We start from the raw sequence: 26,976 nt of genomic DNA, 5'->3' as shown, positions 1-26,976 counted from the left end.
GATTCTTGCTATCGCTATGCGCCTTATAAAACCCCTGATCTCCACCCACTTAGCTCTCGTGCTAGCGGCAGCCAGCAGCGGCACCTTCGCCGCTCCGGTTAACATTGCCGATACAGGCCAGAATCGCTGCTATAGCAATAGCCGCGCTATCCCATGTCCCAGGACGGGCGAGGCATTCTATGGTCAGGATGCGCAATACTCCGGACAGCAACCCAGTTACAGGGACAACAGGGACGGCACCGTTACCGACCTGGTCACCGGGCTGATGTGGAGCCAAGCCGTATCTCCGGACAAGGTTGGACTGGATCAGGCGCAGCAAATAGCAGATACGATGTCGCTTGGCGGATACCATGACTGGCGGGTACCCAATATCAAGGAACTCTATTCTCTGATCGATTTCCGCGGCTATACCGGCTCCTCCCAGCGCAGGATGTCGGGCCAGCAAGACAGAGTTCCCTTTAATGCCATCCCGTTTATTAACACCGACTATTTTAGTTTTCTCTATGGTGGCAATGGGGAGCGCTATATCGATGCGCAGTGGCTCTCCAGCACTCGTTATGCAAGTACGACGATGCATGGCGATGAAACCCTTTTCGGAGTCAACTTTGCTGACGGTCGCATCAAGGGTTATGGCTATCGTAAACATGGCACTTCAATTGAACATAAGGCTTTCTACGTCCGTTATGTGCGTGGCAAGGCCTACGGTGACAACCACTTTGTAGATAACGGCAACGGCACCATCACCGATAAAGCCAGCGGCCTGACCTGGGCACAACGGGACAGTGGCCTGGCAATGAATTGGAAATCTGCACTGCAATATGCCGAGAGGCTGGAATTCGCGGGCTACGATGACTGGCGACTTCCCAATGCCAAAGAATTGCAGTCTATCGTTGACTACAACCGCTCTCCGGACAGCAGCAACAGTGCTGCAATAGATCCGCTATTTAAAGTCACACCGATTCGCAATGAAGGTGGCCAACAGGATTTCCCGGCATACTGGACATCGACAACCCATCTGGATGGGCCCGACCCGGGCCGTCAGGCGGTTTATATCTCCTTTGGCCGGGCGATTGGTCAGATTAATGGCAAGATAGTAGATGCTCACGGTGCCGGGGCCCAGCGCAGTGACCCGAAAACCGGCCGTGCCGCCATAGGCAAGGGTCCGCAGGGTGATGCTGTCAGGGTAAAAAACTTTGTCCGGGTTGTTCGTGGCGGTTTAAAAACCGAAGCGCTCCCTCGGCAAACAACAAATCGAAACGGTTATCCCTACAGCATCAGCCTTGGAAACAAGGCCAGCTTCGTCAAAGGGCAGCATCCCATGGATAAACGCCCTCCGCGTAGCAACTTGCCTGCTGAATTCGGGAAACACTTCGTCAGCCGTCTCGACTGGGACGGTGACGGCCGTGTTTCACGGCAGGAGTTTGACGGACCGGCCCACCGCTTTGATTATCATGACGAAAACAGAGATGGTTACCTGACGCATGAGGAAGCTCCACTGCCACCACATATGAGAAGACTGCGTCAGGAATCAGGCCAGCTAAGATAATGGCTGTATTTCAAGCTTGTAACCTACACCATAGATGGAGTGTATTATCTCCTGATCCGGCAGCAGGCTGAGCATCTTTTTACGCAGGTTCTTGACGTGGGTATCGACGGTGCGGTCACTGACAACCCGGCTGTCGGTATACAGACTCTCCATCAGATGCCCGCGTGAAAACACCCTGCCCGGCTGGGCCACGAAGGCCTTCAACAGGCGAAACTCTACCGGCGTTAACTCTAGTGGCTGGTTTGCGATCGTTGCCATAAAGGTACTTTCATCCAGCCTGATCGGATTGCAATCTGAGGCAGAGGCTTCCACCACAGACGCTACCCGCCGCAGCACCGTTTTTACCCGGGCCACGACTTCGCGAGGACTGTATGGCTTGCAAACATAGTCATCAGCCCCCAGCTCCAGCCCCAGCAACCGATCAATCTCTTCTACCCGTGCTGTCGTCATAATAATCGGCACCTGGGAGAAATTACGTACCTCCCGACAAATTTCCGTACCATCTTTTCCTGGCAACATCAGGTCCAAAACGACCAGCGCGGGATTATTTGCCCGTATCCACTCAACAACACCTAGCCCTTCATGCAACAGATGTACGCTGTAATCTGAATTAATGAGGTAGTCTTGCAGCAGCTCCGCCAGACCGATCTCATCTTCAACGACTAATATCTGCGCTTTATCACTCATAGCGTCTTTTTACCTTTCACCAAATTTATCTAGCTGAGTCAGTGCCAGGCAGTCTGATATCAACCTGCAGTCCACCCAGCGTCGATTCCCTTGCACTAATCTGCCCCTGATGGGCATCTACAATATTCCGGCAAATCGCCAGCCCCAGGCCTGCCCCGCCAAAGGCCCGGTTGCGGGAACCTTCCGCCCGATAGAAGCGATCGAATAAGTGCGGCAGGTTTTCTTCCGCTACCGCCGGTGCGGAATCCTCAATCCTGATACAGACCCAACTGTCATCCCGCCAGGCACTGATGCGTACTTCTCCGCCTGCATCGGTATAGCGCCGACTGTTTTTCAGCAGGTTATCAAAAACCTGACGCAACCGGCGGGCATCCCCTGAAACACCAGGCAGTGAGGGGATCCTGTGTTGCAATGTCAGTCCCGCCTGACTGAGACGATAATCAGCTGCTTCAGCTGATTGCTGAATTACCTCCGCCAGATCGAGCGATTCTTTGCGATAGTTCAGAGCACCTGCATCAGTCAGCGCCAGGTCATAGAGATCATCGACCAACCTGCTTAACTGAGTATTGGAGTTATGTAGCTTGGACAGCTGATTCTGATCAACCGGCCGGATACCATCCTGCATCGCCTCGATCTCGCCCTGGAGCAAAGCCAGTGGCGTACGCAGCTCATGAGATACGTCTGCCATTCCCTGTCGCCGCAGTAGCTCATTCTGTTGCAGGGTTTTTGCCAGTACATTGAAGTCTTCTGCCAACTGCCCCAGTTCATCACGTCGCTGTATATCCAGTCGGGTCTTGAAATCCCCCTGGGTGAGTGAATGAGCGCCAGTTGCCAGTGCTTTCACCGGCCTTAACAGATAGCGTCCCAGCGGAATACCGATCAGCAGTGATAGTAATAAAGCACCGATGGCGATGGGATACACCGCACTCAACTGCTCATCACGAAAGCTCCGATCCAGACTGGAGGTCGGCACAGTAATCGGCGTCAGGCTAAGCCAGCCGACAATCTCATCGTCAAGCTCAATGGCACGCAGGGCCGCATTACCACGGACATCCGGCGGACCGATAAGGTAGTTTTTGCCAGCATCAAGTAAACGGAGCCGCGCACTGAGTCCGGTTTGGTCATCAGGTGGCGGCGGCAGACGCCGGAGCGGCCTTTCGCGCGCGCTTCCGGAGGGAAGCTGCGCTCCAAGCCGGGCCGGAGCCGGCGGATAAAGCGGCCGTAGTGAGTCCACAGGGGAACCAGACTCGCCAGCTATATGCGCGTTATCTGACGGCAGGAAACGTGACCATAGACGATGATTACGGCGGACAAACTCCCAGGAGCCTTCCCGCCGATAGGCATTGGAGAGATCCGCAACCGTATTGTCCAGACGGGCCATTTCAGTCTCGGTGAGATAGTCGTTAAAGCCTTTCTGGAAATTCAGCCGCATAGCCACGGCCATAGCCCCCACCAACAGAATATTGGTAGCCAGAAACACCAGAACCATTTTTGTGATAATACCCATTCGCATGGCAGGCAGTATGAAGAAGTCCGTGCAACGATGCCATTCTGCGGCGGGATATTCACAATTTATCCTAAATCTGGAGACGGAAGACGGGGGATGAGAGATGGAGATGGAGATGGAGATGGAATACCAGCAGCAAAGCCTTAAACAATCAGCCTCACTGAGAAAAATAGTCCCGGACTGACGGACCTAAACGGCCAGTCCGGGAGATCGATCAGCGGTAAAACTATTCGCCGAGCGATATCGGTCGCAACTTGAAGGAGCCGTGCTGACCACTGATCAGTCCGGGGCCCTCGGGGATCTCCCTGTCGCTGTGATACTGATAGGACTTCGCGGCACTGCAGCCGCCAAGCGACAGCAGTAACAGAGACAGCATCAGCATTATCCTTAATCTCATGGCATTCCCCTAGAATTTAACCCGTGCACCGGCGATCAGTGCATCGACATCCTGTACATTGCCGGTGGTGCGTTCCAGCTCGTAGTTGCGGTAGCCGATATAACCTTCAGTGGCCCAGTCATCGAAGTTCTGCACCGCCTGCAGGCCGATACTCTTGCCTTCATCACCTGCGGTCAGGATATCTTCAGTATGGTGGTAGTCGATGGAAAACGCCGTGCTGCCAGCAGAGCTAAGGCGGGTGATATAGCCCAGCTTACCGTAGTAGAAGCTCGGATCATCGCCGCCACCGCTCAGCTCTTGCTGCCCGGCGGCAAAGGTCAGGTTCAGGCCGCTGCCAAACAGTACCGATACCGAGCCATTGACGGTGTTATCAACACTGGAGGAAGCCGGATCTGAGTAAGCGATGGCCCCGACTACCTTAGTAGCGCCATAATCGGCACCGTATTTCAGTGCCAGATCCCAGGCGTCGTCCTCTACCGCACTGGCGGATAACTGCAACCCGGCCAGCTCCGGTGTGTCATAGCGAATTCGGTCGGCACGCCCCAGCCCGTCCATATTGACGAACACGGCACCGACGGAATCCCCCGTCAGGTTGCCTGCACTATCCCGGAACAGAATCCCCCCGGCGATATCAGCCGTACTTGAATAGCCTGCCAGCGCGGTGCCAGAGAGATCATATTCGGAGGTATCTTCACTGGCGGTCCAGCCCTGGCCGACCCAGATTCGCCCCCAGGCGGTGTGATCGAAGTAGAACTCCAGCCGGCGCTCTTTAAAGTCCGGCGAATTGACGTCCGATTTCGCGTTCTGATTTACAGTGGCGGTGGAGTTGGATTCAAATTCTGCCTCAAAGGCGGTTCCGACCGTAAAGTTCGGGCTGACATCGCCTTCGCCGAGAAAACGGATACGGGTCGAGGAGGAATCATTATCGACGTGGTAGAAATCGGACTCCTGACCATCGTCGGCCACCATCAGCGCCCGGTTAATATGGCCGGAGACCGAGACCCGGATTTTATCATTGCCCGAGGAAACCTTGTGATCGGCTGTCGCCATCGCCTGCTCAGCTTTGGATTCGGCTTCTGCGGCCTGCTGTTCGGTGCGAATGGACTGACTTTCGAGCTGATTCACCCGGTTGGTCAGGCGCTGAATCTCTGCCCGGAGCATATCGATCTCTGAGGCTCCGGCCTCGACGGATGGTGTGGCAATGATGGATGCCGCAATGGCGGCGGATATAAGTGTGGCTTGCATCTTCATACAGTGCTCTCCCCTTCAAAGAGTTCTGTAATTCGGCGACACAATGGGAGACGAACTGTATCAGGCTGAGTCGTCTTTCTGCCTGCAACCTCCCTTCGCGCCGGCGATTTGTACATTGTGCGTACAACACCGGCTATCCATCAAGTAATAGCAGTGATGAGACGAATGTCTAACAAACCGGTCAAATTATATACACTCGACGATAAATACGTCTGCTATCTGTAACAATCTGAATCAGGGTTTGTAAGGGAACTTTAAGAGGAAAGCTGCAGTATTCAGCGAAGTGAGATAATCAGGCGGCCCCGGACAGCCTGAACAACAGACTGCCCGGCCAGCCAACCCTTTTTAGCCTCCGGCACCGGAGTGCTTCAGAGCTTCCAGCTGATCGCGGTAGTTGGCTGCTTTTTCAAACTCCAGGTTTTTCGCCGCTTCATACATCTTGTCTTCCAGCAGGGTCATGGCTTTAGCCAGTTCCGAAGCGGACATTGTCGCCACATCCACGCTGTATTCTGCAGCCTCTTCAGCCACTTTCTTACCACCCCGGCTGGATTTCTTACCCGGCACAGTGGCCGCCCCCTCCATAATATCGGCGACGGATTTATGGATTCCCCGCGGGGTAATACCATGCTCTTCGTTGTAGCTGATCTGCTTTTCGCGACGACGCTCGGTTTCATCCATCGCCCGCTGCATCGAGCCGGTTATGCGATCGGCATAAAGGATAGCGCGACCGTTAACGTTACGCGCTGCCCGGCCGATGGTCTGAATCATCGAGGTATCGGAGCGCAGGAACCCCTCCTTGTCGGCATCGAGTATCGTTACCAGGGAGACCTCCGGCATATCGATCCCCTCTCGCAACAGGTTGATTCCCACCAGCACATCGAACTCGCCGATACGCAGGTCGCGGATAATCTCAACCCGTTCGACGGTATCGATATCCGAGTGCAGGTAACGCACCCTCACCCCATGCTCATCCAGATATTCAGTCAGATCCTCGGCCATCCGCTTGGTCAGTACGGTCACCACCACCCGCTCTTTTTTCACCACCACCTTGCGGATCTCCGACAACAGATCATCCACCTGAGTCGTGGCAGGACGGACTTCAACAACAGGGTCAACCAGGCCGGTCGGACGCACCACCTGCTCTACCACCTGCTGCTGGTTGGCTGCTTCATACTTGCTCGGCGTGGCGGAAACGAAGATCGCCTGGGGGGAGTTCATCTCCCACTCCTCAAACTTCATCGGCCGGTTATCCAGTGCCGATGGCAAGCGGAAACCGTACTCCACCAGGGTCTCCTTGCGGGAGCGGTCGCCCCGGTACATGGCTCCGATCTGCGGCACCGTAACGTGGGATTCGTCGATCACCAGCAGAGAGTTGGCTGGCAGGTAGTCATACAGTGTCGGCGGCGCGGCGCCAGGCTCACGGCCAGATAGATAGCGGGAGTAGTTCTCGATTCCGGAGCAGTAACCCAGCTCCATAATCATCTCCATATCGTACATGGTGCGTTGTTCGAGGCGCTGCGCCTCCACCAGCTTATTGTTATCCCGCAACTGCTTCAGCCGCTCATGCAGCTCGTCCTTAATCTTATCCACCGCGGCCACCAACACCTCTCGCGGGGTGACATAGTGGGTCTTCGGATAGATAGTGGCGCGCGGCACCCGGGCCAGCACTTCACCGGTGAGCGGATCGAAGTAGCTGATCTGATCCACTTCTTCGTCGAACAACTCGATGCGAATCGCTTCCTTCTCCGATTCAGCCGGGAAAACATCGATCACATCACCACGCACGCGGTAGGTGCCGCGATGCAGCTCCACATCGTTGCGGGTATATTGCAGCTCCGCCAGGCGACGCAGGATCTGTCGCTGATCGATCATATCGCCGCGGTCGATATGCAGCATCATACTGAGATAGGACTGGGGATCACCCAGACCATAGATCGCCGATACGGTAGCCACAATGATGGCGTCCTCACGCTCCAGCAACGCCTTGGTCGCCGAGAGCCGCATCTGCTCTATATGATCATTGATTGACGCATCTTTCTCGATAAAGGTATCAGAAGAAGGCACATAGGCTTCCGGCTGATAGTAGTCATAGTAAGAAACGAAATACTCTACGGCATTATCCGGAAAGAACTCTTTAAACTCACCGTAAAGCTGCGCGGCCAGTGTCTTGTTATGCGCCATGATAATAGTGGGACGCTGCACTTCTGCGATCACATTGGCAATGGTGAAGGTCTTACCTGAGCCGGTCACCCCCAGCAGGGTCTGGGCTGTCAGGCCGGACTCGATGCCATCCACCAGTTCACGAATCGCCGTCGGCTGATCACCGGAAGGCGCAAAGTTTGACTGTATCTTAAAGCGTTCTTTCATCGCCGGACCCGTTCTTCAATTCAGCCGCCTAGTATACGCCCTTGATCGCCGCTGTTCAGCATGGGCTATAGTTATCCACACCAGAACAACCAGCGGTTACCGACGAATAAAATTCTGAAAAAACTAATTAGTCCATAAGAAATTTTGTTTGCAATCAGGGCTATTTTTCCCCTATCCGGGATGCAGTCCTTAATCGCTTTGCTGTATCATGAACCGGTTTTAATAAAATCAGTCGTTTAACCCTTGCCTGCACCAGTAACAACAATACACCCGTATGGTTGCAGCAGGGGGATCGGACAGCGGCAGTTTCAGACCCTGTGGCGTTTCCGGCGACTACATCTTTAAATGTTGGGTACTCTTTGAGAGGAACTAGGCTTGAACGTTCAACTTTCAGACCGCGTGAATAACATCAAACCTTCACCGACGCTGGCGGTAACCAACCGCGCAGCTGAACTGCGCGCGGCAGGTAAGAACATTATTGGCCTGGGCGCCGGCGAACCCGACTTTGATACGCCCGAGCATATCAAAGCGGCGGCAGTTCAGGCTCTGCAGGAAGGTTTTACCAAATACACCGCTGTAGACGGCACCCCAGCATTAAAGAAAGCGATTATTGAAAAGTTCAGTCGTGATAACGGACTGAACTACGAAGCTAACCAGATTCTGGTTTCCTGCGGCGGTAAGCAGAGCTTCTTCAACCTGTCCCTGGCCCTGCTAAACGAAGGCGACGAAGTGATCGTGCCTGCGCCTTACTGGGTTTCTTACCCGGATATGGTGATCATGGCTGACGCGACGCCGGTTATCGTGACGACTACCCAGGCGCAGCGTTTCAAAATGACGCCTGAGCAGTTGGAAGCGGCAATCACGGAAAAGACCCGGTTGGTAGTACTAAACAGCCCGTCTAACCCGACCGGCGTTGCGTACACTGAAGCCGAGCTGAAAGCCCTGGCCGAAGTGCTGCTGAAGCATCCGCAGGTTCTGGTCGCGACCGATGATATGTACGAGCACATCCGTTTTAACGATGCGCCTTTCGTCAATATCCTCAACGCCTGCCCTGAGCTGTATGACCGTACGATCGTACTGAACGGTGTTTCCAAGGCCTACTCCATGACAGGATGGCGTATCGGCTATGCCGCTGGCCCGGCTAAGCTGATTGGTGCGATGAAGAAGATCCAGTCCCAGAGCACCTCCAACCCGACCTCGATCTCTCAGGTCGCGGCTCAGGCCGCACTGGAAGGTGATCAGGAGTGTGTCGCCGAGATGATCGTAGCGTTCAAACAGCGTCACGACTTCGTGGTAAGCAGCCTGAATGAGATCGAGGGTGTAGAGTGCATTCCGGCGGATGGCACTTTCTATGCGTTCCCAAGCTTCCAGCAGATCATCGATAACGATGACCGCTTCGAAGACGATATCGCTCTGGCTGAATTCCTGCTGGGCGAAGCTGGCGTTGCGCTGGTGCCAGGCTCCGCTTTCGGTGCGCCTGGTAATATGCGTCTCTCGTTCGCAACCAGCATGGAAGTGCTGGAAGATGCGCTGGGCCGTATTAAGAAAGCCCTGGCAGGCTGAGAACAGCACTGTAACCGACAAAAAAACGGGCATCATCTGATGCCCGTTTTTTTATGCTGAATTAGGGAGCCTGGCGACTCATACCCTGAAGGAGGAGACGCTGTGATCCAGATCTCCCATCAGCCCTGACAGATTACCGCTACGCTCTGACAACAGATCGGTCACTTCGCTGCTTTCCTGCGCCACACTGCGAATACTGTGCAGGTTGCGGCTCATCTCATCCGCCACCGCTGTCTGCTGCTCCGCCGCTGTCGCGATCTGCAAGCTCATATCATTGATATCGGCGATATGGCTGACGATATTCCCCAGCAAGCCACCAGCCTGACGCGCCTTATCCACACTGTCCTCCGATTGCTGAAGGCTGGTCTCCATCACCGAGATTGCCCGGCGGGATTCCTCCTGCAACAGCTGAATCATGCTGTGAATCTCAACCGTAGATTGCTGGGTACGATGCGCCAGGCTGCGTACCTCGTCCGCCACCACAGAGAAGCCACGCCCCTGATCTCCGGCCCGCGCAGCCTCTATCGCCGCATTCAGCGCCAGCAGGTTAGTCTGCTCCGAGATCGTATTGATTACATCGACGACGGTGCCGATATTAGTACACTGCTCCTCCAGCCGGTGCATACTGCTGGAAGTATTGCTAATCGACTCCGCCAGCGCCTGGGTCGCCCCGATCGACTGTTCGACGGTTTCATGACCCTGCTGCGCCTCATCATTGGCCTGGGCCACGGCTGTACTGGCCTGAGCGGCATGGCCTGCCACTTCCTGAATGGTCGCACTCATCTCATCCATTGCCGCTGCCAGCTGATCGACCTGCAGGTACTGATCCTGAATACCGACCCGCACCTGAGAGGTACTGGATACCAATTCATCAACGGTGACTCCCAGCTGACCCGAAGCATTGCCCAGCTGTCCCAGCAACATCGCCTGCTTATCCAGCATGGTATTGAAAGAGCGCATCAGCGTTCCCAGCTCGTCCTGACGCCCATCGTCCGGCTGCTGCCGTAAATCCCCTTCAGACGCCTTTTGCATTCGCTGCTGCAGCAAGTAAACCGGCTGCAGGATATTTCCCATGATCCGCCAGCTGAAGAGCACGACCATCACCACCGCCACAAGCAACACGATGGTAGAGCCAATCAGCTGCTGCATAAACTCCTCGTCGATATCATCGATATAAACACCGGTACCGATCATCCAGCCCCAGGGTTTAAAGCCGGATACATAGGAGAGCTTATCTTTCGGCGTATCGATAGAGGGTGCCTTAAAGCTGTAAGCCACGTACCCCTTACCCGAAGCAACGACCTGCTCTCGCATCGCCTGCCAGTGAAAACGCCCGCTACCGTCTCTGACCTGGGTCATATCACGGCCCTCCTTGTCCGGCTTCAGCGGGTGCATGATCAGGCGCAAGGACATATCGTTGACCCAGAAGTAGCCTTTTTCTCCGTATCTCAGCTGCCGAATCAGCTCTTTTGCTTGCTCTTTCGCCACCTCGGAGTCGCCATGTTGCTTGTAACTGGCCTCAATCAGGCTCTGGGCGCTTTCTACAAGATGCCGGATCTCTGCTTTGCGTGCGTTCAGCGCCTGCTGCCGGGCTTCGTATAGAGATTTAAATTCAATCGCGACCATTCCGCACACAGCAACAGAGACCAGCAGCCATAGCTTGGCAGAGAGGGAGAGGTTTTTCAGCGCCATACTTCTTCTTCCATGAGGCAATAGAAACGGTTCGCATAAACACTCTTTGTACAAACCGGATAAGACAAGGACATTAGTCTTATGAGACTAACCCTATGTTTTATATGTCATAAATAGTACTTAAGTACTGATTTACCCTTACCAGGATCTGCGTCAGCAAGTGGCGAACAGACAAAAAAAACGGGCTCAAGGGAGCCCGGGAATAACAATAATTCAATGACAAGAGCCGTATGCTTGAAGTGAAAACTCACTTCATCCCAATACCCTTAACCATACTGCAGGCTAAGCGCCTCACTACCAGGAGGTAGCCGGACGGCGGATCGATGAGGTGAGGTTTCCGCCGTCCCGATGCGTGGGAGCGGGATCAATAATAACTTAATGATAATTATTATCAATACGATTTAGATAAAAATCTGAAATTTTTTAGTTGTAGGCTTTGGGCTTTCGATAGTGCACCGCAGATAAAAAAACAGGGCCTCTGGGGCCCTGAAAGATGCGGTTTTCTTCAATGACAAGAGCCGTATGCTTGAAGTGAGACTGATCGGCACACTCCTGCCCAGTCGATTACCCTTTCACTCTCCGGCCAGGAAGTGAAAGGCGGGCCACCGTCCGGGTGGCCCCAGGCAAAAGAATCGGTGAGGTGAAATCCGTTTGCCATTTCGCGTGTGAGCAGGAGCAATAATATACTAATGATAATTATTATCAATAGCATTCAGGAGATTTTTTAGTACAAACCCTGAACCGGCAAACAGCCCGGATTGGTTGGAGGTATTTTCAGGGAAGATCGGAAGCTGGCGAGAACAACTTTAACCTGAAGCTTATTACTGCAGCGGGTACCCGGCTCAAATTGAGATGAGGCGCACAACGCGCGATTGATTACGCATTGTGCGCCTCTCTCAAAACCTGACCACTTCCGAAGAGATAGTCAAATCAGGCCATTAGGCAAAAAACCAATTTTTTAAGTTCATTCAGGAATCAGACGCTTTTAAGTTCATTCAGAACTAAAAAGTATCAAATAGAAATAAGCGGTAAGCGGTAAGCGGTAAGCGGTAAGCGGTAAGCGGTAAGCGGTAAGCGGTAAGCGGTAAGCGGTAAGCGGTAAGCGGTAAGCGGTAAGCGGTCTGTGGGGAGGGGCCAGCCTGAGCGGACTGGCCCCATGGCAATGTCAGTGAGGTGAGGTCGTCATTGCCTGTCACTTATGAGCGGGATCAACTATATAATACTGAGAATTATTATCAATACTATTTTTATAAATATTCCTGAATTTTTGTCTCAAACCTGACAATGGCCGTTACAGAAGTTTGACCTGACCCAGAATTCCGGTGATTATGGGCGCCGGTGTTATAGAGTAACAATAAGAGCAGTTATGAACGAAAAACTCAGTGCCATCCCAACGAATATCATTACCGGTTTTCTCGGCGTCGGTAAAACCACCGCCATTAATACGCTGCTGGCCAGCAAGCCCCCGGGAGAGACCTGGGCCGTGCTGGTTAACGAGTTTGGTCAGGTTGGCATTGATCAGGAGATGATGCCCGACCAGGATGGCCTCCATATCAAAGAACTGGCTGGCGGCTGCATGTGCTGCGCACTCGGTCCTTCACTGACCATCACGCTGGCTATGCTGATCAAGCGCGCCAAACCGGATCGCCTGATTATCGAGCCGACCGGTATCGGCCATCCGGAAGGCATTATCGATACCCTGCAGGGTATCTCTTTTAAGGAGGTGCTCGATCTGCGCGCCACTATCTGCCTGCTCGATCCCCGCCTGCTCGACCAGCAGGACGTGGTGGGCAATGAAACCTTCCAGGATCAGATCAATCTTGCCGACGTGGTATTGATCAATAAATGCGACCTGGCCGATGTCGATCAGATCAACTTTGCCGAAGGCCGGCTCACTAAGATGTTCCCCCCCAAACAACATGTGGGGCGCACTACTAAGGGGGTCATCGCCCCTGCCCTGCTGGATCTGGTACGTGACGGCCAGCTCAGCTCACAGTTCCCGCAGGCGCACGATGCAGATAAGCATCACAATCACGGCCATAATCACCCGCACAGTCATGACCATCAACACGACCATGACCACTCGCACAGCCATGACACACACCCCGTCCAGCCAGAACCCGGTAAGCCAATCCGTAAGACGGGCAACGGCAGCGGCCTCTACAGCTGTGGCTGGATCTTCCATCGCGATGACTGCTTCGACTACTGGGAACTGGAGAAGATCCTGAACGGGCTGGAAGGCATCAACCGCATCAAGGGCGTGTTCCGTATCGGCTCCGCCTGGGTGTTTTTCAACCGGGTACAGGACGAACATGACTTTGCCAAGATGGCCTACCGTCGCGACTCCCGTATTGAGATTATCAGTCCACGCGAACTGGACTGGCAGCAGATCGAAAACGATATGATGGCGTGTCAGACCGACGCCTGAACCCACCCCTCCTTTGCGCCTCAGCGAGATAACCGGCCTGAGGCGCAGCGCCTTTCCCCTCAACAGTTTCCCCTTCGCAACAGGAATGCGACAATCTGTCACATTTTAAACGCCACTGCCCGGGCCTAAACTAAGCCTTATGAGGGTAAGAGCATCTATCTGACGGATTTTATCTGGTGAATACCCATACTGAATCACAGTCTCCTACCCGGATGATACTGATTGCTGCCACACTGGTTATGCTGGGCGTAGCAGTATGGCTACTGCCGCAGCTGCTGAATCCCGCCGGTTCCGGCCAGCATGTGATGAATGTCGATGCTGGCTGTGATCTGCACAATAGCCGCTGCGAAGCCCGCGCCGAAGACCGTCGGCTGCTGCTGGCGATCACCCCCGGCCCGATCAAGTCGATGCAGCCGCTGGAGGTCAGCGTCGAGCTGAAAGGCTGGTCAGCCGATATGATCGCTCTGAGCCTGTCCGGTAAAGATATGTATATGGGCCTGAATCAGATTGAACTGAAACCCGATTCGGATGATCCCAACATCTGGCGGGGTCAGACCCAGCTGGCGGTCTGTGTCACCGGCGAGATGATCTGGCAAGCCAAAGTCAGCGCCCTGAAAGGCCAGGGTGTCCATGAAGCAGTATTTGAATTCGCGGCGCAATAGCCCGCACTGAACACGGATATCAGAGATCATGAGCGGACCTAAGCTTTCAACCCTGCGCAACCTGCTGGTTCTTACCGCCTTTATGCTGATTGGCATCGCGGTGGCGTTCTACTTCAGGCCCCTGCCCATCGACAGCCGCCTGGCCCAGGGTGACAAACTGGGTGGCGATTTCACCCTGCAATCTGCAGAAGGTGCCCTGTCACTGAAAGATTACCGTGGTAAAGCCGTGGTGATGTATATCGGCTACGCCTCCTGCCCGGATGTCTGCCCAACCGCGCTGGCCGTGCTTTCCCAGGCCCTGCGCGAGATGGAAGAAGATGAGGTTGCCAGCATCCGCGGTCTTTTCATGAGTGTTGACCCGGAGCGGGATACCCCGGAAAAACTGGCAAAGTACGCCGCTTTCTTCCACCCCAATATTGACGGTGCCACCGCCGATCGCAGCACCATCGATAAGGTCGTGCGGCAGTATGGTGCCTTCTATCGCATTGTCGAAATGAAGGATTCGGCCATGGGCTACGCCGTCGACCACTCTTCGCGCCTCTACGTAATCAATAAAGAGGGGGAACTGAGCAGCATCCTGCACCACAACAGCTCGGCGGAAGAGCTGGTAGCAGAACTGAGAAAGATTATCTGAAGCACTCGCCTCCGAGTGCCTGAATGAACAGGGAATAACGATGAAAAAGCTGATGATCGCCTCAACCCTGGCGCTGCTAAGCAGCGTTGCCAGCGCCGAAGTACTGGTTGAAAACGCCTATGCCCGCGCCGTGCCCCCCGGCCAGCTCAACAGCGCCACCTTCCTGCAACTGCACAATAAGGGCAGCGAGATGGTAAAGCTGGTCAATGCGGCAAGCCCGGCCGCGAAGAATGTTGAACTCCACACCCACGAGCACGACAACGGCGTAATGCGTATGCGTCAGGTGGAATCAATCCCTGTTGCAGCCAATGACAGCACCACCCTGCAGCCTGGCGGCTACCATATTATGCTGATCGGCCTGAACCAGGATATGGCACCAGGCAGTGAAATCGACCTGAAACTGAGCTTCTCCGATGGCTCCAGCGCCACGCTGAAAGTCCCGGTGAAGATGGTCATGGCCAAGCAGAAGATGAATCATCATAACCACTAAGATCGCCAGATCCGGCCGTACCTTGAATGTTCAGAATATTCTGAGTACTGTCCGAAAGCTGAATTAGTGATAAAAATAAACCCGGCCGAAGCCGGGTTTATTTTTGACTGAAAGTCTTTTCACAGGTCCGCCATCGCGCATCGTTGCCAGCGCTTACTTTCCCTCCAGCGAAAAGTGCTCAGGCCCGGGCAATGGCTGGTTGAAGCCTGCACTCAGGGTCTGCACCAGCATCTGCGGCCGTTCCGGCAAGCCGTTGTGCAGATAGTCCTGTACCTGTTGCCACACGCGTTGCTTGAATTCAGGGCTGGCACCGATCTCACTGCTTAGGTTGTCGGCGCTGAAGTTAAACTTCAGCCCCGCGGACTGGGAGAATATCCACTCCAGCGCCTGGGGTTTTACCTCAACCTTTTCAAACTCGGCCTGCTCGTCAGCGGTTCGGCCATCAGGCTTATACCAGTAGCCAAAGTCCACCAGCTCGCGGCGGGCTGCACCGGCGACACACCAGTGGGCAATCTCGTGCAGGGCACTGGCAAAAAAACCGTGGGCAAAGACCACCCGGTGATGCGGATGCTGCTCATCGGCCGGCAGATAAATCGGTTCATCGTCTCCGCGCACCAGCACGGTATTAAAACGCGGCTTGAAAAGCTCATCAAACAGCGTCATCAGTTTATTTACACAGGGTTCGCTCATTTACTCGTAGGGCTGCCAACTGTTCTGTTTCAGCCACCAGGTCAGGCCGCTCTGGCGGTCGAGCCGGGTAGCCACATAGCCTTTTACGTCTTTGTCTGCACGCAGCAGTACCACTTCGTAATCGGAGGGCGGTAATTGTTCCATATCTTCCAGATCAATCCACTGCCCCTGATCAGCAAACCAGCTCTGGCCGGTAAAGCGATCGTAGCGGATCAGCACCCACTTACCAGCATCGGTATAGGTACTGGAGATGCGAAAGCTGCCATTTTCCATCTGCTGGGTCAGGTCATTCACCATAGCGGTTACCTGATCCAGCGTATCTTCCAGCAGGGCGTCCTGCTCTGCGGCACCCTCAGTGCCATCATCGGCCGCAGGCTGGGCGGCCTGCTGAGCCCGGAGCTGCTGTAACTGACGTAACACCCGCTGTCCCTGCTCCTGCAACAGGGCGGTCTGGGAGCTGAGCTGCAGCAGGCGATCCTGGACCGCAGTCATCCGGCCGGCCAGGGCGGTTACATCCTTCTGTATCTGCTCGGCACGGGCGCTTTCTTCTGCCAGCGCCTGACTCTGCTCGGCGCTGATAGCAGCGGCCTGGGGCTGAACAGCCGTCGCGGCACAGCCCGACAGCGACAGTGCACCGGCTAAGATTAGCAATCTGGATCTCACCCTCTCCTCCCTTCGATGGTTTCAAGGCCGGACCGTAGCGGCAGCGGCAACAGAAAAGGCGCTATTGTAAATCAAATCAGCGGACAGTGGGGCCGTGAAAAAAAGCCAGCAGGTCAGCTGGCTTATTCACAGGGTTTCAATAGTGGATAGCACTCAGGCCGAATAGTCTGCCAGCCCGGTATTGCCAGCTGCGCCTTTCAGGCGCGGGGTGTTGAGCTTGGCGATCTTAGCCACCTTGTGGTCGCGCAGATAATCGGCCACCACATCCCAGATATCGGCGCCATCGGACTGACTGCCCACCGTGGCCCAGCCACTGACCTTGTAGGTTCTGGCAGCGTCGACCGGCTGGCCATTATCCAGTGTCATATCACTGATACGCTGGCCGATCGGCTGGAATGGATCACAAACGTAATCGAAACCACCGACCCGCACCATGTCTCCCCCGGACTGCAGGTAAGGCTCGGGATTGAAGATATTGTCGGCCACATCCTCCAGGATCAGTTTCAGCTCAGCGCCGCTCATCTCCCGAACGTAGGTTTCCGGATAGGTGAGACAAGTCTGGTCCAGCACATGCTCCATGCGGATCTTCTGCCCCTCCAGCACCGAGGTACCCCAGCGGAAGCCCGGCGACAGTGAGATCTCGGCGTCGTTGCGCTCACGCAGCGCATCGCAGATTACCTGATCGAAAGTGCCGTTAAAGTTACCACGGCGGAACAGCATTTCATCAGCATAGGCCAACTCTTCATTCAGCCAGTCCAGATGCGGCGCACGGATCTGATCTATCAGCTTTACCATCGCCGGATCGGCCGGCAGCTGCTCGGCAAAGACCGGCAACAGGCGGTACCGGAACCCCTTGAAACGGCCATTAGCCACATCCATATCCAGCACGCCAAGGAATTTGCCATTGGAGCCGGCATTACAGACCAGGGTCTGGCCCCCGGCATTTTTCACCACGCTGGGCTTCGGCATACCATCGTGAGTGTGGCCCCCCAGAATCACGTCGATACCACTGACCCGCGCCGCCATGGCCAGGTCCACATCCATGCCGTTATGGGACAGCACCACCACGGCATCGACCTTTTCACTGCCACGGATATGATCCACCAGCAGCTGCAGTTCATCATCGTAGATATCGAAGGTCCAGTCAGGGATAAAGCGCGCCGGGTTGGCAATCTTGGTACGTGGAAACGCCTGACCGATCACAGCCACGCGGGCACCGCCCATCTCGCGAATACTGTACGGCTTAAAAACCCGCCCGCTGTCTTCGTCGAAGATATACTCATCTGCCCCTTCAAACAGCGCATCTTCGGTGATGAAGATATTGTGTGCGAGGAACTCTCCGTGAAAGGCATCGATGTTATTCAGCACTTCCTGCTGCCGGTAGGTAAACTCCCAGTGCCCGGTCATCATATCGACGCCGAGCAGGTTGCTGGCTTCCACCATATCCATACCGCGGGTTTTATAGGAGGTCCCCGAACCCTGCCAGGTGTCACCTCCGTCCAGTAACAGGGTCTTCTCCCGCCCGAACTCATCACGCAGGCGGTCCACCAGTGTCTTCAGGTGAGCGAAGCCGCCGACCTTGCCGTAGCGCTCCGCCGCAGTGTTGAAGTCCAGATAGGTGAAGGCGTGCGCTTCGGCACTGCCCGGGGCAATTCCGAAGTGACGCAGCAGTTTCTCACCCACCAGATGAGGCGGCTGTCCGGCAGCAGCACCTACCCCCAGGTTAACGTTGGGCTCGCGGAAATACACCGGCTGCAGCTGGGCATGACAGTCGGTGATATGCAGCAGGCGTACATTGCCGAAGGCGGGTAGTTGATACAGATCTTCCGACTGCCTGCGGGCAGCCAGGCCGGTTGCCGGCAGCATTCCGGCCATACCGGCAATGCCAAGCAGGCGGGCAAACTCGCGACGAGAGATGGACATAGTCAATGAGCCTTATTTGATCCCTTCAGGGGTCATTTGCTATACACGGAACAGTGTCCTGCTCCGTATCAGAATTCATTGCCGAAAAAGAAAAATGCCCGCACGTTTTGCGGGCGGGCATCTCTGGCTAAGCCGGCGCTTTACTCGGGCACTGACAGGTGCCAGTTCGCCTGGGCATAATGGTACTGCTCAATCCCCATGCGGGCATGGTATTTTGCCTGCGCCGCCAGGTTCAGTGCCTTACGGAATTCGCCCTTTGCAGCCGCGGCTTCCGCTTTCTTAATGATGTCGCGGGTCAGCTTCCACTCGAAGTTCAGCTTCGCCACTTCAGCGTTTTTTGCCTTAGCGGAGGCGATCAGCGCAGCCGCATTGGCCGCATTAGCCTCGACAGCGGCTTCAATCTCTTCCGGGTGGTCGGTGCTGTACTCTTTGCCCTGCCAGACAAATGTATGGCCCTTACCATACATGGCACGATTCAGCTCAAACGCATCCTGATAACTGTCAGGTGCAGCCACAACCGTGGCTGAGAGCGACAGCGCCAGTGCAGCGAATATAGTTTTCCTGATCATCTGCGGCCCCTTACTTACGTGATCCCGGACCGTTAGATACCAGTCCGTTGTTCATGTAGCTCTGGAAATACTCCAGGTTACGGAATGTCTCGGACTGCGGCTGATCCGGACGGGAACGGGAGTCGCGGTGACAGCCCTTATAGCGACGATGCAGCGTACCCATCTCACCCCACTTGGAGCGGAATACCGGCCAGTGAGTGGTCTGCCCCAGCATCGGTCCCGGAATATCGGCACGCACGCGGATATTTGAGCCCTGCAGGTGGCAGTTAGCACAGGACAGGTTCAGCTGGCCGCGCTTGGTGTAGTAGAATTTTTTGCCATCAAGATAGGCTGCCAGGGCACGAGGATCATCCTTCGGAACCTGGATATTGATCGGCATATCGCGGGAGGTCCACGCCATGTAGGCAGAGATACGGGAGATATCTCCCTTACTCCAGCGCAACGGCTTTTCACCGTTGTTCTCACGGCACTCGTTGATCTCCATCTCCAGCGTCTTCACCGTACCCTGTTCTTTGTTCCAGTAAGGATAATTGTGGCGAATACCGATACCACCGTTTTCAAAACAGTCGGCATAGCCCTTACCGTTGGCAAAGGGGGTATTGAACAGGCGTTCGCCCTCTTCAATATCAAACTCGTATGGCGGAAACTCTTCCAGTGCTTCCCACTGCTCGCGCGAAGGGGCGTCCACGGCATAGATACCGTTGACGTAGTCCTCGATCTCCGCCTTTGGAAAGCGCTCTTTAAAGTACGCCTGCAACGCCTTGCGATCGGCTTCAGGGTTGACCGTTTCGAGGTCGAAACCGCTGTCAGCTGCCTGCACTATGCCGGCAGTCAGCAATGCTGCCCCCAGCATCAGTCCGGTTTTTATTTTCATCGTCCTTTCCCAAGACCTGACCGTCGCCCCGACAGGCAGCTCAGATGTGCACTATTGCCACACGCTGCCCCGAAGCCCCGGACTGTTTACTTGATTTTCGCTGTTTCAGTCGCGCTGTTGCCGGTGTTTTCTTTCCAGCTGAGCTGTAGCTCCTCACCTTTGGCTCCACCTGCGAAGCTGAAGGAGAAGTACGGATTCTTGGAGATCGCGGTACCCAGGTTTGCCTGGAATACCACTTTGCCCGCATGACTGACCTGAATCTCCTGCAGGTATTTAGCCGGAATCTTGTCGCCGGTTTTCTTGTCTTTACGCAGACCCGTTTCCATCGCATGCTTCGCCAGCATCTTTACACTGGTCAGATCGCCAGCGGTCTTTGCCTTAACGCGCAGAATACCTTTTGCCATCTCTCTATCCTCCTGACTCAGTTAGCCGCCGCAGCCGCCAATGGTAACTTTGACTTCTTTTGCGGCGCTGTACAGCTTGCCGCCCGCCTTCACAACAGTGGTCACTTTAGAGGTCTGCCCCATGCGGATACGGGTAGAGACTTTGGCCTGGGTGCCGGCAGGCAGCACAAACTCAGCCGCCAGAGGCGTCGGGTTGTTTTCCACAAAGATGCTGATGGTTTCAACGTTTTCCAGCCCGGTGCTGACCGTCACCGGCACAACTGCACCGTTTTCGGCAATATCCGGCGCTTTCAGAATCACTTCCGTGGTGTGCTCATGCTCAGCACTGCCGTACAGTTCCTGCATCGCTACAGTCTGCTCTTCAGCTGTAAAAGCCTTCTCCGCCCAGGCGGCCAGTGCCAGACGTGGCATCAGAACTCCGCACCCGGCCAGTGCACCACCTGCAGCAATCGCTTTCAGCAGGCTTCGACGATTTATACTCATCCGTTATCTCCTTTATTTTTCCGGAACAACTAAGCGCCGGCCGGGTTAGAACTGATAGACATACTCAACCACCGCATCAATCTCCTCTTCTGAGAGGATCCAGTGCTTACCCAGTGGCGGCATGATAGTCAGGGGGTTATTACGGGTTGCATCCCAGATCTGGGCACGCAAGGTCCGTTTGTCAGGAAAGCGTTGTTTCATCGCGACGATAGGCGGCCCCTGATTACCAGCCTGATTGGCATCCGGATCACTGATCTGGTGACAGGAGATGCAGTTACCACGCTTCTTGCTCAGATAGATCGACTTGCCTTCGGCGATCTGGGCTGAGTGGTTGTCCGCCTGAGCGGGCATCGCAAATGTGGTAAAAATAAACGCGGCGGATGCTGCCGCAGTAACCAGCTTACGCATTGTCGTTTCTCCAGATCCCTGGGGGGCGTAATTTTCGGCTTATATTACAAAAAATATAAAAACAGGTGTAGTTATAACTTACAGCTCTTTAATTGAATTTTCTGCAACATACTATGAAGCAAACTCCCGACTGCCGATTGGCTCATAGCGCCTTTAGTTTGCGGTAAAGCGTACGTTCGCTGATTCCCAGCAGAGACGCCAGCTCGCGCTTTTCACCGCCAAAGCTCTGATTGATCCGTCGCAGGTACTGCTGCTCCATATCGGCCAACGGTATAACTTCATCAAAGGGAAACGTTTCTGTCGTGCTGGCTGGCACGCTGTCTGCAGCGTCCAGACACTCTGCCGGCAATTGATCGAGATCGATTACGGCGTGGTCCGCCAGCAGAACACCCCGCTCCAGGATATTGCGCAACTCACGGATATTGCCGGGAAAGCTGTAGCGGCTCAGGGCATGCAGGGCGCGATGGCTGAGCTGAACCCGATCGCCACCGGGAATACGTTTTAACAGCACATCTGCCAGCAGAGGCAGATCACCTTTGCGTTCGGCCAGTCCCGGCAGGATGATCGGGAAGGCACTGATTCGATAAAAAAGATCCTGACGAAAACGGCCCTGCTCCACCATCTGCTTCAGATTACGGTGAGTGGCGCAAACCAGGCGGAAATCGGCGTGCTGAAGCTCGACCCCTCCAACGGTGCGGTAGGTTCCGGTTTCGATCAGGCGCAGCAGTTTTACCTGCAGCGGCAGCGGAATCTCACCAATCTCATCAAGGAACAGCGTGCCGCCACGAGCAGCCGCCACCAGCCCCGGTTTGCGGTTTATAGCCCCGGTAAAGGCACCCCGCTCATGGCCGAACAGTTCGCTTTCAAACAGGTTTTCACTCAGGCCTGAGCACTCAACCGTGACAAAAGGACGGCCAGCCCGGACACTGCCATCATGGATCGCCCGCGCCACCAGCTCTTTGCCAGTGCCGGACTCCCCCAGTAGCAGTACTGAGATTTCACTGGGTGCTGCTCGCTGAATCAGTCCCAGCATCTGATTGAAGACAGGCGACTGCCCGACCATAGCGCCATCGCCGGCCTGCGCCGTCGCCGCCTTCACCAGATGCATGATCTCCAGATAGAAGCCCACCTCGCCACTTTCATCCCGGATCGGAATCATCTCTACATCCACATGCTCCTTGCCATGGCAGGTATCATGCAGATGCAACACCCGCTGTCGGTTGCCACTGTTCTGACACCGCTTCAATGGGCAGGATTCACCAGCCTGGTCACAGGGAACGTTGTAGCCGTGAGAAACCTCATAGCAGTGACGATCAGTCAGGGGGCGGCTACCGCCGTAGTGTTTCAGGTAGGCACGGTTGGTGGAAAGAATCTTATAATCAGGGGCAATAAAGGCCGCGGGCTCCTGAAAGGCTTCGAGCATCGCGGCCAGATCTGTCAGAGGCTGCGCAGACTGGTTCATTGTGACAACTCCGTATGCCAGAAATGTCAGTGGATTATCCAGCCAGCGCAGTATTTTGTCACTTATCGAATCACTCAGTGACTCATATCTTCATCGCCCTGACATCACTCCTCACCGTGGCTCCATCGGGGTGCCCGCTTCTGCAGGAAGGCATCGATACCTTCACAGGCATCTGATAACTGCATATTGTGGCTCATCAATGCGGAACACTGGTCATATGCCTCAGGCAGCGGCTGATTGAGCTGACGATAAAAGGCAGCCTTCCCCAGCGTCAGTGTCTGACGAGATTTTGAGGCGACCTTCTCAGCCAGGCGGCCGGTATAGCTTTCCAGCTCATCGGATGCCACTACCCAGTTCACCAGTCCGATCTCCGCAGCCCGCTGCGCATCAACCAGATCTCCCAGCAGCAACATTTCCATCGCATGTTTAGGCACAACGGTGCGACTCAGCGCGACCATCGGCGTGGAGCAAAACAGACCGATATTCACCCCCGGCGTCGCAAAGCGGCTCTCGTCGCTGGCCACCGCAAGGTCACAGCTGGCGACCAGCTGACATCCTGCAGCCGTAGCAACGCCATGTACCTGAGCGATCACTGGCTGTGGCAGGTTTACGATCTGCTGCATCATCTGCGAACAACGGGTAAATGTCTGACGGCAGAAAGCCGCATCCTGCGACTGATGCATCTGGCGCAGGTCATGACCGGCGCTAAAGCCCTTGCCGGCACCACGAACGACCACCACGCGCACAGAGCGGTCTGTAGCAATAGCGTCCAGTTCGGCCGACAGGGCCTGTATCAATTCCAGGGACAGTGCATTATAAGCAGCGGGACGGTTCAGGGTGAGGGTGGCAACACCCTCAAGGTCATGGCGCAGCAGCAGGTCTGACATAGCAGTCTCCGTTATTTTTGTTTTAACGCAGACTAAAGGGAAAACAAAAATAAGGGAATACACCTATTCGATATATTCCCTGATCCCAGATCACCGCAGCGATCTTAACGCCAGCGGGACTGAGGCGGCTGATAGGCCGTCATCCGGGTCAGCAGCATATCCGGATCAGATTCTACGATCAGCATATCCGCATAAGCCGGAGCGATCATGCCACTCGCGCGCGCTCCGGAGATAAAGGCCAGCAAGCCATCAAAGTAGCCATCCACATTCAACAACGCGCAGGGCTTGCGGTGCATATCCAGCTGGGCACAACTCCAGGCCTCAAACAGCTCTTCAAGCGTACCAACACCACCCGGCAGCGCGATAAAGCCATCCGCCAGTCGCATCATCTCCTGCTTGCGCTCAGTCATCGACCCCACCCAGACCAGTTCAGACAGCCCTTCATGGGCCTGCTCCTTCAGGCCGGTATCCCGTGGCATCACGCCGGTGACATGGCAACCGGCATCCAGCGCAGCATTTGCCAGGGTGCCCATCACCCCGTTATCCGAACCGCCATACACCAGCCCAAGACCGGCCCTGGCAAAGCAGTCAGCGAGTGCCCGGGCAGCGTCATGGAACAGGGCACCGCGGGTACCCGCCCGCGCCCCGCAATAAACGGCTATGCTCTGCATCAGTTCAGGCAACCGGCAATCTGCCGCTCCAGCTGTTCCACAGAAGCATCATCTGGCCAGGTCAGGGAAAGATAGCCATCGCCACGGAAGGTACGGTCCACTTCAATCAGTGCATGGGTAACACCCGCCCCCGGTACAAAAGATACCTCCACCTCTTTTATCGCAAAACGGGCCAGGCCGGATGGACGGAACTCCAGCTCCTGATAGCACCCCGTGGTAGACCGGAAGCCATCACCATTAAGATAGCCTTTCTCCACATCGGCAGAGGCCATGCTGTAACCACACTGGTCCATCGCCTGAAGAAAGCGCGCCATCGCCGGCGTCGGCAGTACGGCAATAAAGTCCTTGTCTCCGGCATCCAGTGCCAGATCGATTTCCAGCCCGGTTTTCAGCCAGACCCGACTCTTGTTATAGCCGCATTGCAGCTGAGTCAGCGGTGTTTCCGGATGAATAACCCCATTAAACGGAATCACTTTCTCTTCGCCCGGCTGCAGCGTGAAGGATTCGCTGATCTTCCAGCTCTGCAGCACAATATTCTCATGATGTTCGCCATCATCAGTCTCGACCTCCGCCTGAGTCATCAGCGCCAGTGTCATACCGGAGATATCCTGCTCCACATCCCCACCCTGAATAAGGATCTGTGCCTGGAAGCTTTCCCCGGGCATCAGCTGCTCTGATTCCAACTGTGTATCTACCTTGGCTGCACCAATACCCACTGAGGCCAGAATTTTCTTAAACACCCGTCAGTCTCCTTTAAAAGTCAGATTCCTGCAGACAACCGGAAGACCCTTATCGTCCCCTTCAGCGTCGCTTCTCATCCGATATCTATACCATGCCATCGTCTGTGAGAGAACCTGGAGAAGCGCTAAACAAGCCGCTCAGGCCTGACTGAAACCGTTATCCCTGCTTCCGCAACCACTCATCAGGGCGCTTCAAATCAGCCCGTACAGTATCGATGAACCGTTACGAACGTCAGCACAACACCCGGGGCCAAAGGGCATCAAATTAGGAGTTTTTCTTAGCAGCAAGCCGCTGGCGCTGTGCTAACTTTTATTCATGCAAGCAGCATGACCAGACACACCGGCTCAGGGTGCGACCTTTCAGGTGCCTTTTCGAGCAAACGACATATGGAATAGTGGAGAGAGAAGATGAGCCGCACCTGCCAGCACTGCACCGACTTGATCACCCGGGGAGTACAACACCCCCAGCTAAGGAAAATAAGCGAGCTAAATCTGAGTACGCTCTATAAGTGCAAACAGTGTCATGCCTATCTGCATCATCATGGTTTCGCATGGGAGGTCATCAGCGGAGGAAGTGCGAATAGCGTCAGGGATTATCAGGAAGAAGTTTCCGTCGTCACAAACTGTGAATCGGGCCGACCAAACGGTTTGTTTAAAGCTATGCTTCAGCTGCCCCGAATTTTGTTTAATCAAAAAGATTAAAATCCACGAAGCACCTAAAACAGCTGAGCAAAGATAATACCACTGTAACCCTGGTTAGTAGTAGAAACTCAGAACTACAACAGCCCCACCTCATACATCAAAGCAATTAACTGGGTTTTATTACGTGCCTTAAACAGGTTCTTTGCCCGGGTAATATGATAGGTGACTCCCTCCTCAGTCAGCGCCAGCAGATCCGCGATTCTCTTTACGGCCATCCCCTCTGCGGTCATACGCATAATCTGCAGACAGGTAGCAGAGATAACCTCATGATTAATATAGGGATTCATAGACCCCAAGCAGCTACCTCCAAGCAAACAGTGGAAGCGTTTTAATTCCGGTTCCAGCCAGTGCTTAAGCTTTTCATAGCAAGCTGGAAACTCATTTGCCGGCAGCCGGTGATAAAGACTGAAGCAGTTAAACCAATGCTTGTCATGGCAGCCTTTGAGTGGCAGGTGTACCTGCGACTGAATTCCCAGAGCGGTCCAGAAATCCACTACTTTAGAGCTCGCCCCGATATTCGGGTAATTGACAAAGTATGACTGATCTATATCAGCCTGACGTAGTAGATCCCACGCCGGGTCATCCGCTGCAACCTGCTGATAATATTGTTGTATACAGTTGCCAGGGAAAGAACTTAAATAGTCCTTTCCCTGAACCTTTTGATTCATTTTAAACAGTGCTGAATCAATGCCGATACCACGTATAACCGCTGAATAAATAAAACCCTCGAATCCCGCCTGAGCAAGCATGGTCGATAGCTTTTCAATCAGCTGATTAAGCTCGTATTGATCAGAATTGATGTTAGCAGAGTATTCCGGAGGGCAATCCTGCCCGCCATGAATATCATTGAGATCACTCGCCAAGAGCGCACTCCCTAGCGGCCGTGTTTCCACAGACCAACACAAACGCGATGTCTGCAGCTGTAAAACAACACCTACGAACTGCGACAGCAAAAATCAAGACATGCCACGATGAGCCATACAGTTGAAAGGTATAACCTTATACCCCCATTGATACACTCACCTTGTACCCACAAAGACACATAATAGTGTTTGTTCACAGTTCAAGAAGTACCAAAAACTATAGTTTCAAACAAATCTGGCAATATTGATCATCAAAATCACAATTTGACTCAATATTTCGCGAACAAACGCCAGTAGCCACACCAAAGGAAAGGTTAATTAACGCGAGTAGCTGAAGCATGCCGGACAGGCAGTATCTGAAAGCTGCGTTTCAAACACCGTTGCTTTTCGAATAGCGGTATCGGCCAAACCAG

Annotated in this window: 25 protein-coding genes; 6 read left to right on the top strand and 19 right to left on the bottom strand. The window is 54.5% G+C overall.

Annotation, left to right across the window (positions count from 1 at the left end; translation table 11 throughout):
• Positions 1 to 16 precede the first annotated feature (16 nt).
• Positions 17 to 1,546, top strand: a complete 1,530-nt coding sequence (locus tag Q354_RS25450; protein WP_084332557.1) for an Lcl domain-containing protein — start codon at positions 17 to 19, stop codon at positions 1,544 to 1,546.
• On the opposite strand, the gene Q354_RS0111025 is transcribed toward Q354_RS25450, so the two are convergent.
• The 5 genes from Q354_RS0111025 to uvrB all read right to left on the bottom strand — a co-directional run bounded on the left by Q354_RS0111025 (position 1,538) and on the right by uvrB (position 7,755).
• Positions 1,538 to 2,233: a response regulator gene (locus Q354_RS0111025; RefSeq protein WP_027857650.1), complete on the bottom strand. Its 696-nt coding sequence runs from the start codon at positions 2,231 to 2,233 to the stop codon at positions 1,538 to 1,540. The two genes, Q354_RS25450 and Q354_RS0111025, sit on opposite strands and share 9 nt — an antisense overlap.
• A 25-nt stretch (positions 2,234 to 2,258) precedes the next feature.
• Positions 2,259 to 3,740 carry an ATP-binding protein gene (locus Q354_RS0111020; protein WP_051560062.1) on the bottom strand — a complete coding sequence of 494 codons (1,482 nt, stop codon included), beginning with the start codon at positions 3,738 to 3,740 and terminating at the stop codon, positions 2,259 to 2,261.
• A gap of 226 nt (positions 3,741 to 3,966) precedes the next feature.
• Positions 3,967 to 4,137 (bottom strand): hypothetical protein, encoded by a 171-nt coding sequence (locus Q354_RS28230; protein WP_156948297.1) that lies wholly within the window; start codon positions 4,135 to 4,137, stop codon positions 3,967 to 3,969.
• A gap of 9 nt (positions 4,138 to 4,146) precedes the next feature.
• The gene (locus Q354_RS25445) at positions 4,147 to 5,388 is read right to left on the bottom strand and encodes a porin family protein (RefSeq protein WP_051560061.1); all 1,242 of its coding nucleotides are present in this window, start codon (positions 5,386 to 5,388) and stop codon (positions 4,147 to 4,149) included.
• Between the two features lie 345 nt (positions 5,389 to 5,733).
• Positions 5,734 to 7,755: an excinuclease ABC subunit UvrB gene (uvrB, locus tag Q354_RS0111000; RefSeq protein WP_027857648.1), complete on the bottom strand. Its 2,022-nt coding sequence runs from the start codon at positions 7,753 to 7,755 to the stop codon at positions 5,734 to 5,736.
• 375 nt (positions 7,756 to 8,130) lie between these two features.
• Between uvrB and Q354_RS0110995 the strand changes: the two genes are divergently transcribed.
• A complete protein-coding gene (locus Q354_RS0110995; RefSeq protein ID WP_027857647.1) occupies positions 8,131 to 9,318 on the top strand; it encodes a pyridoxal phosphate-dependent aminotransferase in 1,188 nt (395 codons plus the stop codon).
• Between the two features lie 78 nt (positions 9,319 to 9,396).
• Here the strand turns inward: Q354_RS0110995 and Q354_RS25440 are convergent, their stop codons facing one another.
• Entirely contained in the window at positions 9,397 to 11,010 is a 1,614-nt protein-coding gene (locus Q354_RS25440) for a methyl-accepting chemotaxis protein (RefSeq protein WP_051560060.1), read from the bottom strand.
• Positions 11,011 to 12,376: 1,366 nt separating this feature from the next.
• Here Q354_RS25440 and Q354_RS0110985 point away from each other — a divergent pair.
• The 4 genes from Q354_RS0110985 (at position 12,377) to Q354_RS0110970 (ending at position 15,224) form a co-directional block, all read left to right on the top strand.
• Complete coding sequence (locus Q354_RS0110985; protein WP_027857646.1) at positions 12,377 to 13,438, top strand: CobW family GTP-binding protein; 1,062 nt, start codon at positions 12,377 to 12,379, stop codon at positions 13,436 to 13,438.
• Between the two features lie 176 nt (positions 13,439 to 13,614).
• The gene (locus tag Q354_RS0110980; RefSeq protein ID WP_156948296.1) at positions 13,615 to 14,100 is read left to right on the top strand and encodes a hypothetical protein; all 486 of its coding nucleotides are present in this window, start codon (positions 13,615 to 13,617) and stop codon (positions 14,098 to 14,100) included.
• A gap of 28 nt (positions 14,101 to 14,128) precedes the next feature.
• Positions 14,129 to 14,734 carry an SCO family protein gene (locus Q354_RS0110975; RefSeq protein ID WP_036229445.1) on the top strand — a complete coding sequence of 202 codons (606 nt, stop codon included), beginning with the start codon at positions 14,129 to 14,131 and terminating at the stop codon, positions 14,732 to 14,734.
• Between the two features lie 40 nt (positions 14,735 to 14,774).
• Positions 14,775 to 15,224, top strand: coding sequence for a copper chaperone PCu(A)C (locus Q354_RS0110970; protein WP_027857643.1), 450 nt, complete (start codon positions 14,775 to 14,777; stop codon positions 15,222 to 15,224).
• A 153-nt stretch (positions 15,225 to 15,377) separates the two neighbouring features.
• Here Q354_RS0110970 and Q354_RS0110965 read toward each other — a convergent pair whose 3' ends face one another.
• The 13 genes from Q354_RS0110965 to Q354_RS0110900 all read right to left on the bottom strand — a co-directional run bounded on the left by Q354_RS0110965 (position 15,378) and on the right by Q354_RS0110900 (position 26,563).
• Positions 15,378 to 15,914, bottom strand: a complete 537-nt coding sequence (locus Q354_RS0110965) for an elongation factor P hydroxylase (RefSeq protein WP_027857642.1) — start codon at positions 15,912 to 15,914, stop codon at positions 15,378 to 15,380.
• Positions 15,915 to 16,565, bottom strand: coding sequence for a hypothetical protein (locus Q354_RS0110960; RefSeq protein WP_027857641.1), 651 nt, complete (start codon positions 16,563 to 16,565; stop codon positions 15,915 to 15,917).
• A gap of 165 nt (positions 16,566 to 16,730) precedes the next feature.
• Complete coding sequence (soxB, locus tag Q354_RS0110955; RefSeq protein WP_027857640.1) at positions 16,731 to 18,500, bottom strand: thiosulfohydrolase SoxB; 1,770 nt, start codon at positions 18,498 to 18,500, stop codon at positions 16,731 to 16,733.
• A 140-nt stretch (positions 18,501 to 18,640) separates the two neighbouring features.
• Entirely contained in the window at positions 18,641 to 19,069 is a 429-nt protein-coding gene (locus tag Q354_RS0110950; protein WP_245601029.1) for a hypothetical protein, read from the bottom strand.
• Positions 19,070 to 19,079: 10 nt separating this feature from the next.
• The gene (gene soxA / locus Q354_RS0110945; RefSeq protein ID WP_027857638.1) at positions 19,080 to 19,943 is read right to left on the bottom strand and encodes a sulfur oxidation c-type cytochrome SoxA; all 864 of its coding nucleotides are present in this window, start codon (positions 19,941 to 19,943) and stop codon (positions 19,080 to 19,082) included.
• Positions 19,944 to 20,029: 86 nt separating this feature from the next.
• Positions 20,030 to 20,347 carry a thiosulfate oxidation carrier complex protein SoxZ gene (gene soxZ / locus Q354_RS0110940; RefSeq protein WP_027857637.1) on the bottom strand — a complete coding sequence of 106 codons (318 nt, stop codon included), beginning with the start codon at positions 20,345 to 20,347 and terminating at the stop codon, positions 20,030 to 20,032.
• Positions 20,348 to 20,368: 21 nt separating this feature from the next.
• Positions 20,369 to 20,830 carry a thiosulfate oxidation carrier protein SoxY gene (gene soxY / locus Q354_RS0110935; RefSeq protein ID WP_027857636.1) on the bottom strand — a complete coding sequence of 154 codons (462 nt, stop codon included), beginning with the start codon at positions 20,828 to 20,830 and terminating at the stop codon, positions 20,369 to 20,371.
• A 45-nt stretch (positions 20,831 to 20,875) separates the two neighbouring features.
• The gene (gene soxX, locus Q354_RS0110930; RefSeq protein ID WP_027857635.1) at positions 20,876 to 21,238 is read right to left on the bottom strand and encodes a sulfur oxidation c-type cytochrome SoxX; all 363 of its coding nucleotides are present in this window, start codon (positions 21,236 to 21,238) and stop codon (positions 20,876 to 20,878) included.
• A 142-nt stretch (positions 21,239 to 21,380) separates the two neighbouring features.
• Complete coding sequence (locus Q354_RS0110925; protein WP_027857634.1) at positions 21,381 to 22,700, bottom strand: sigma-54 interaction domain-containing protein; 1,320 nt, start codon at positions 22,698 to 22,700, stop codon at positions 21,381 to 21,383.
• A gap of 104 nt (positions 22,701 to 22,804) precedes the next feature.
• Positions 22,805 to 23,587 carry an enoyl-CoA hydratase gene (locus Q354_RS0110920; RefSeq protein ID WP_027857633.1) on the bottom strand — a complete coding sequence of 261 codons (783 nt, stop codon included), beginning with the start codon at positions 23,585 to 23,587 and terminating at the stop codon, positions 22,805 to 22,807.
• Positions 23,588 to 23,691: 104 nt separating this feature from the next.
• Positions 23,692 to 24,258, bottom strand: a complete 567-nt coding sequence (locus Q354_RS0110915; protein ID WP_027857632.1) for an LOG family protein — start codon at positions 24,256 to 24,258, stop codon at positions 23,692 to 23,694.
• Positions 24,258 to 24,998 carry a sporulation protein gene (locus tag Q354_RS0110910; protein ID WP_027857631.1) on the bottom strand — a complete coding sequence of 247 codons (741 nt, stop codon included), beginning with the start codon at positions 24,996 to 24,998 and terminating at the stop codon, positions 24,258 to 24,260. The genes Q354_RS0110915 and Q354_RS0110910 overlap by 1 nt, the downstream gene beginning before the upstream one ends.
• 776 nt (positions 24,999 to 25,774) lie before the next feature.
• Complete coding sequence (locus tag Q354_RS0110900; protein ID WP_027857629.1) at positions 25,775 to 26,563, bottom strand: LuxR C-terminal-related transcriptional regulator; 789 nt, start codon at positions 26,561 to 26,563, stop codon at positions 25,775 to 25,777.
• Between the last annotated feature and the right edge of the window lie 413 nt (positions 26,564 to 26,976).

The sequence above is a fragment of the Marinobacterium jannaschii DSM 6295 genome, from assembly GCF_000620085.1.
In the GTDB taxonomy this organism is placed as follows: domain Bacteria; phylum Pseudomonadota; class Gammaproteobacteria; order Pseudomonadales; family Balneatricaceae; genus Pontibacterium; species Pontibacterium jannaschii.
The sequence above is the reverse complement of the archived record's forward strand: the minus strand, read 5'-3'. Positions and strand labels throughout refer to the sequence as shown.

Excerpts from the sequence above, each read along its gene's own strand:
- Q354_RS25450 (WP_084332557.1), top strand. The coding sequence starts at position 17 with ATGCGCCTTATAAAACCCCTGATCTCCACCCACTTAGCTCTCGTGCTA.
- Q354_RS0111025 (WP_027857650.1), bottom strand. The coding sequence starts at position 2,233 with ATGAGTGATAAAGCGCAGATATTAGTCGTTGAAGATGAGATCGGTCTG.
- Q354_RS0111020 (WP_051560062.1), bottom strand. The coding sequence starts at position 3,740 with ATGGGTATTATCACAAAAATGGTTCTGGTGTTTCTGGCTACCAATATT.
- Q354_RS28230 (WP_156948297.1), bottom strand. The coding sequence starts at position 4,137 with ATGAGATTAAGGATAATGCTGATGCTGTCTCTGTTACTGCTGTCGCTT.
- Q354_RS25445 (WP_051560061.1), bottom strand. The coding sequence starts at position 5,388 with ATGAAGATGCAAGCCACACTTATATCCGCCGCCATTGCGGCATCCATC.
- uvrB (WP_027857648.1), bottom strand. The coding sequence starts at position 7,755 with ATGAAAGAACGCTTTAAGATACAGTCAAACTTTGCGCCTTCCGGTGAT.
- Q354_RS25440 (WP_051560060.1), bottom strand. The coding sequence starts at position 11,010 with ATGGCGCTGAAAAACCTCTCCCTCTCTGCCAAGCTATGGCTGCTGGTC.
- Q354_RS0110985 (WP_027857646.1), top strand. The coding sequence starts at position 12,377 with ATGAACGAAAAACTCAGTGCCATCCCAACGAATATCATTACCGGTTTT.
- Q354_RS0110975 (WP_036229445.1), top strand. The coding sequence starts at position 14,129 with ATGAGCGGACCTAAGCTTTCAACCCTGCGCAACCTGCTGGTTCTTACC.
- Q354_RS0110970 (WP_027857643.1), top strand. The coding sequence starts at position 14,775 with ATGAAAAAGCTGATGATCGCCTCAACCCTGGCGCTGCTAAGCAGCGTT.
- Q354_RS0110965 (WP_027857642.1), bottom strand. The coding sequence starts at position 15,914 with ATGAGCGAACCCTGTGTAAATAAACTGATGACGCTGTTTGATGAGCTT.
- soxB (WP_027857640.1), bottom strand. The coding sequence starts at position 18,500 with ATGTCCATCTCTCGTCGCGAGTTTGCCCGCCTGCTTGGCATTGCCGGT.
- Q354_RS0110950 (WP_245601029.1), bottom strand. The coding sequence starts at position 19,069 with ATGATCAGGAAAACTATATTCGCTGCACTGGCGCTGTCGCTCTCAGCC.
- soxA (WP_027857638.1), bottom strand. The coding sequence starts at position 19,943 with ATGAAAATAAAAACCGGACTGATGCTGGGGGCAGCATTGCTGACTGCC.
- soxZ (WP_027857637.1), bottom strand. The coding sequence starts at position 20,347 with ATGGCAAAAGGTATTCTGCGCGTTAAGGCAAAGACCGCTGGCGATCTG.
- soxY (WP_027857636.1), bottom strand. The coding sequence starts at position 20,830 with ATGAGTATAAATCGTCGAAGCCTGCTGAAAGCGATTGCTGCAGGTGGT.
- soxX (WP_027857635.1), bottom strand. The coding sequence starts at position 21,238 with ATGCGTAAGCTGGTTACTGCGGCAGCATCCGCCGCGTTTATTTTTACC.
- Q354_RS0110925 (WP_027857634.1), bottom strand. The coding sequence starts at position 22,700 with ATGAACCAGTCTGCGCAGCCTCTGACAGATCTGGCCGCGATGCTCGAA.
- Q354_RS0110920 (WP_027857633.1), bottom strand. The coding sequence starts at position 23,587 with ATGTCAGACCTGCTGCTGCGCCATGACCTTGAGGGTGTTGCCACCCTC.
- Q354_RS0110915 (WP_027857632.1), bottom strand. The coding sequence starts at position 24,258 with ATGCAGAGCATAGCCGTTTATTGCGGGGCGCGGGCGGGTACCCGCGGT.